8 protein-coding genes are annotated in these 4295 nt (G+C 70.0%); 2 read left to right on the top strand and 6 right to left on the bottom strand.

What is annotated here, in order from left to right:
• The coding region (locus ACT6S0_RS27020) for a general secretion pathway protein GspB (protein ID WP_444766817.1) at positions 1–326 on the top strand (326 nt) is incomplete at its 5' end.
• A 44-nt stretch (positions 327–370) separates the two neighbouring features.
• Here ACT6S0_RS27020 and ACT6S0_RS27015 read toward each other — a convergent pair.
• The 3 genes from ACT6S0_RS27015 to ACT6S0_RS27005 are packed head-to-tail and all read right to left on the bottom strand — an operon-like array spanning position 371 to position 1976.
• Positions 371–964 carry an alpha-ketoglutarate-dependent dioxygenase AlkB gene (locus ACT6S0_RS27015; protein WP_444766816.1) on the bottom strand — a complete coding sequence of 198 codons (594 nt, stop codon included), beginning with the start codon at positions 962–964 and terminating at the stop codon, positions 371–373.
• Between the two features lies 1 nt (position 965).
• Positions 966–1778 carry an exodeoxyribonuclease III gene (locus tag ACT6S0_RS27010; RefSeq protein ID WP_444766815.1) on the bottom strand — a complete coding sequence of 271 codons (813 nt, stop codon included), beginning with the start codon at positions 1776–1778 and terminating at the stop codon, positions 966–968.
• A gap of 3 nt (positions 1779–1781) precedes the next feature.
• A complete protein-coding gene (locus ACT6S0_RS27005; RefSeq protein WP_444766814.1) occupies positions 1782–1976 on the bottom strand; it encodes a DUF3606 domain-containing protein in 195 nt (64 codons plus the stop codon).
• Between the two features lie 353 nt (positions 1977–2329).
• On the opposite strand from ACT6S0_RS27005, the gene ACT6S0_RS27000 reads away from it, so the two are divergent.
• Positions 2330–2632, top strand: a complete 303-nt coding sequence (locus ACT6S0_RS27000) for a hypothetical protein (protein ID WP_444766813.1) — start codon at positions 2330–2332, stop codon at positions 2630–2632.
• A 170-nt stretch (positions 2633–2802) separates the two neighbouring features.
• Here ACT6S0_RS27000 and ACT6S0_RS26995 read toward each other — a convergent pair whose 3' ends face one another.
• From ACT6S0_RS26995 to ACT6S0_RS26985, 3 genes are all read right to left on the bottom strand, one after another.
• On the bottom strand, positions 2803–3363 hold the full coding sequence (locus ACT6S0_RS26995) for a diguanylate cyclase (RefSeq protein ID WP_444766812.1): 561 nt from the start codon (positions 3361–3363) through the stop codon (positions 2803–2805).
• A gap of 1 nt (position 3364) precedes the next feature.
• Positions 3365–3829, bottom strand: a complete 465-nt coding sequence (locus ACT6S0_RS26990; RefSeq protein WP_444766811.1) for a DUF2269 family protein — start codon at positions 3827–3829, stop codon at positions 3365–3367.
• 12 nt (positions 3830–3841) lie between these two features.
• On the bottom strand, positions 3842–4295 hold a 454-nt coding region (locus tag ACT6S0_RS26985), incomplete at its 5' end, for a DoxX-like family protein (RefSeq protein ID WP_444766810.1).

The following is a 4295-nucleotide window of genomic DNA, read 5'->3' as shown; positions in this document are numbered from 1 at the left end:
ACCTGCCACCCGCGCCGCCACCGGTCGCGGTGGCGGTTGCCCCGGCGCCAAGGCCCGCCGCCGTGCTCGCCCCCGCGCCCGCCGCTGTGGCGGAGGTGCGCATCCCACGGCTGTCCGAGCTGCCCGAAACCACGCGGCGCGAGCTGCCCAACCTGGCCATCAGCGGCTCGGTCTACTCCGACGATCCGGCCAGCCGCTTCGTGATGGTCAACGGCGAGGTGATGCGCGAGGGCGCGCGGCTGGGCGCCGATCTGGTCCTGGAGCAGATCCGCCCGCGCGAGCTGGTGCTGAACTTCAAGGGGCAGCGCTACCGGCTGCCTGTCTAGCCAAGCCTGGCGGCGCTGACCGGGAAACATGCGCTCTGCGAGGCTCAGGCCGCGCGCCGCGCTGTCCTGAAGGTGATGGACCAGCGCAGCGCCTGCACCGGCGCCACGCTGTGCTGCCAGGCCCAGCGCGCGCTGCCGCGCAGCGCATAGATGGAGCGCGGCTGGACGCGCAGTTTGATGACGTCCTCGCGTCGCGGCCGGTCGGGCGGGTAGGGGCGCAGGCGCAGCCACGCTTCGCTGCCGAGGGACACGCCGAACACGTCCTCGAAATCCGGCACATCACGGTGCCAGCCCAGCGGCGTGCCGGGGCGGTACTCGGCGATGAGCCCATGCACCAGGGCAACCGCATCCACGCCCGCCCATTGCGCGACGCGCTGGCGCAGCGGCTGCAGCTCCTCGATCAGCTCGGCAGCAGGCTGCAGCGCGTTGGCGTCGTCGTCGAAACTGCCGCCATAGCTGACCACGCGGCGGCGCGCGGTGTAGCCCTTGTACTGCGCCTGCTGCAAAGGCAGGCCTTGCACGAGGGCGATCAGCGCAGCTTCCTCGTCGGTGCTCAGGAAGGCCGTCTCGTAGCGCAGGCCGTCCGGCAGCGCGCCGGGCGAGGGCGGCAGGTCGTCGAACAGCGCGGCTTGCTGCATGTCAGGCCGCTTTGCCGGCCCTTGCCGCCCTGGACCGCTTCGGCTTGCCCAGCTTGATCTCGGCCCACACCGGCGCGTGGTCGCTCGCGCTTTCGCGGCCGCGCTCCTCGCGGTCCACGCCGGCGTTCACCACGCTCAGTGAGGCGCTGACCAGGATGTGGTCGATGCGCAGGCCGGCGTCACGCTCCCAGGCGCGGCGGCGGTAGTCCCAGAAGGTGAACGGCACTTGGCCCGGATGGACGGCCTTGATGGCGTCGGTCCAGCCCTGGCGGAGCACCTCGGCGAAGGCGGCGCGTGGCTGCGGCTGCAGCAGCGCGTCATCGCGCCAGCTGTCGGGCTTGTAGATGTCGGCATCGGTCGGCACGACGTTCCAGTCACCCAACAGCACGACCGGCTGGCCCGACGCCCACAGCGCCGCCGTGCGCTGGCGCAGGCGCTCGAACCAGCGCAGCTTGTAGTCGAACTTCGGGCCCGGCTGTGGGTTGCCGTTGGGCAGGTATAGGCCCGCGAACAACACGCCGTTGATGGCGGCCTCCAGGTAGCGAGCCTCCTTGTCACCGCTGTCGCCCGGCAGCGTTGTGGTGACCGGCAGCACGTCATGGCCGCGGGCCAGCAGGGCCACGCCGTTCCACGTGCGCTGGCCCACCACGAGCGATGCATAGCCCGCCTCCTGAAGCGCCGCGGTCGGGAAGGCCTCGGTGGGAGCCTTCAGCTCTTGCAGCGCGACGACATCGGGCTGTGTGCGCGCCAGCCAGTCCAGCAGCAGGTCGGTCCGGCGGGCGATGCTGTTGATGTTCCAGCTGGCGACGCGCACGGCTCAGCTGCGATCGCCGCCTTGAGCTTGCAGATGGGCCTCGACGGCCACGGCATCGTTGCCGACGGCCTTGACCGCCGCGCGAAGTTCATCGGGCGTGACGCCGAACTTCTTGCTCCAGTCCCTCACCTCGTAGTCCTGCTCCAGGCTGATGCGCTTGCGGTCCTGGCCGCCGGACTGGCTCTTGTCGTCGGGCATGTCGTCTCCTTCGGGGTTTGCGGGCGTCACGCATATTGGCCCGTTGCCCCGCTGCAAACGCGCCGGACAAGCGCGCGGCCGCATGCAGGCCTGAACCTACGCATGAGATGACCCGCGCCGGGCGCCTCCGCCGCAGCCAGGCAGTCATCGGTCGCGTCGACACCAGCTTTTGGAACCGGTAGGTTTTGCAGAACAAAACGCGCAACCCCGGTGCGACCGCGCACCACGCGCATCCCGCACGTCCAGTATGGGGATGTCGCGTCGCACTTCGGTGCGCGGCTGCGCCAGGGCCGGGCACCGCCATTGCTGTAGGGGGTGGTCGGCAGATGCCGATTAACTTCCAGGAGATCCTCATGTCCCAGCAAAACCGCAACGAGAACCAGCGCAACGAACAGTCCGGCGCCAACCAGCAAGGCGGCCAGCGTCAGGAAGGCGGCTCCAACCAGCAGGAGCAGCAGCGCGGCAACCAGGGCCAGCAAGGCGGCCAGCGCGAGCAGGGCTCCAACCAGCAGGAGCAGCAGCGTGGCAACCAGGGCCAGCAAGGTGGCCAACGCCAGGACGGCTCCAACCAGCAGAACCAGCAACGCGACGCCAACCAGAACCAGCAGGGTTCGCAGCGCAATGAAGGTTCCAACCGCGAAGGCGGCCAGCGTTAATTGCGCTGAGCAGGCGGCCCGGCATGCGCCGGGCCGTTTTTCATGGTGCGCCCGGCCTGGGGCGCACTTCTACTTCAAGGCTTCCCCCTGCAAACAGCATGACGATGGCGGCCAGCACCGCGCTTGGCCCGCCAGCAAGGTCAACGCGCAGGGCAGCAGCCGGTGCATGCTCAGGCGCCCCGCTGGCGTGCCCGCAGGCTGCGCCAGGCTTCATACACAAATGGCAGACCGTTGAAGAGCAGGGCCGCCGTCAAGGTCGCCGCCGTGTAGACGGGGTGCGGCGGCGTGGCCTTCAGACGCAACGACCACTCGGGCGCTTCGCCCCCCAGCGCGAGCAGGGCCTGCGCCTGGCCGGGCGACAGCGCCATCAGTCCCGCCAGGCCGGCCCAGGGCAGCACATGCTGGAAGCCATGCACCCATTGCTCGACAGCCGGGATGCGCCGCCGCGCCAGCGCCACACGCAGGTCGAGGGCATAGGTGGCCTCGTGCAGCAGCAGCGCCAGCGCGATCAACACGAAGAGCCCGGCCGTTGGCTGCAGGAACAAGGCCGCCAGCAGCGCCGCGCCGACCTCGGCCAGCATCAGCAGGTGCAGCAGCGATTCGCTCAACCCGGCGCTGTACTCGATGCGCAGGTGGCGGTGACAGGCCCAGTCGAGCGCGCCGGCCATCACCAGGGCAGGTGTCCAGACCCAGGCGAGCAAGGCTTGAATGACCGTGGTGCCGTCGTCCATATCAGCTTGGCTTGGCGACCATCAACCAGAACACCACCAGCAGCGCCAGGAAGGCCGGCACGCCCAGCGCCGTCCAGACCTTGAGCAGGCGGAAGTACTGCGGCGGCAGCGGCAGGCCCGCCGCGGCCGCCGCCAGCGCCACGCCGCGCATGCGGATCTGCAGCCACACCACCGGCAACCAGCACAAGCCGGCCAGGAAGTACAGCGCGAACGACCAGGCGATCCACGGCGTTCGCCACGGGATGCCGGCCAGGTGCGCCAGGTACAGACCGCTGAGCGGCTGGAAGACGATGGTTGTCGTCGTGAACAGCCAGTCGGCCCAGACGACCTGGCGCACGACGATGGCCGTGGCCGCCGGCTGGCGGGTCAGGCTGGTGAAGAACATGTAGTAGGCCGAGCCCAGGCCGGTGCCGAACAGCACGGTCGACGACAGGATGTGAAGCCATTTGACGACGAGGTATTCCAAGCCTTGCTCTCCTCATCCCTCGCCGCGGCGCGGCTCCAGCTGCCCCAGCAGCAGCAGCAGGGCCAGCATCGGCAGGTTCTTGGTCATGGGGCCATAGGGGTGCAACCAGAACTCGGGCAGGCTCAGGCTGATGACGAGGCTGTAGAACAGGATCAGCCCGGCCTGCGTTGGCCACAGCCAGCGGCGCGAGCGCATCGGCCACAGCGTCAGCAGGCCCAGCAGCAGGTCCAGCGCCACGGCGCCCCACAACGCGGCCGGTTGCAGGGCCGTGGGCACGCCGGCGCGCGCCAGCAGCTGATGGCTGAGCTCGACCGGATACAGGCCCGCGGACACGGCCGCCGTGGCCAGCCACACCGTGGCCAGCGACAGGCGCACCAGCGGCAGCAGCCAGGCCAGCTGCGCCTGCGTGCGCACGGCGGCGCGCTGCTCGTTCGGGATGAAGGCCGAGGCCGGGCGCGGCGAGCGG

Origin of the sequence: Roseateles sp. (genome assembly GCF_052436255.1) — a bacterium.
Classification (GTDB): Bacteria; Pseudomonadota; Gammaproteobacteria; order Burkholderiales; family Burkholderiaceae_C; genus Pelomonas.
The sequence above is the reverse complement of the archived record's forward strand: the minus strand, read 5'-3'. Positions and strand labels throughout refer to the sequence as shown.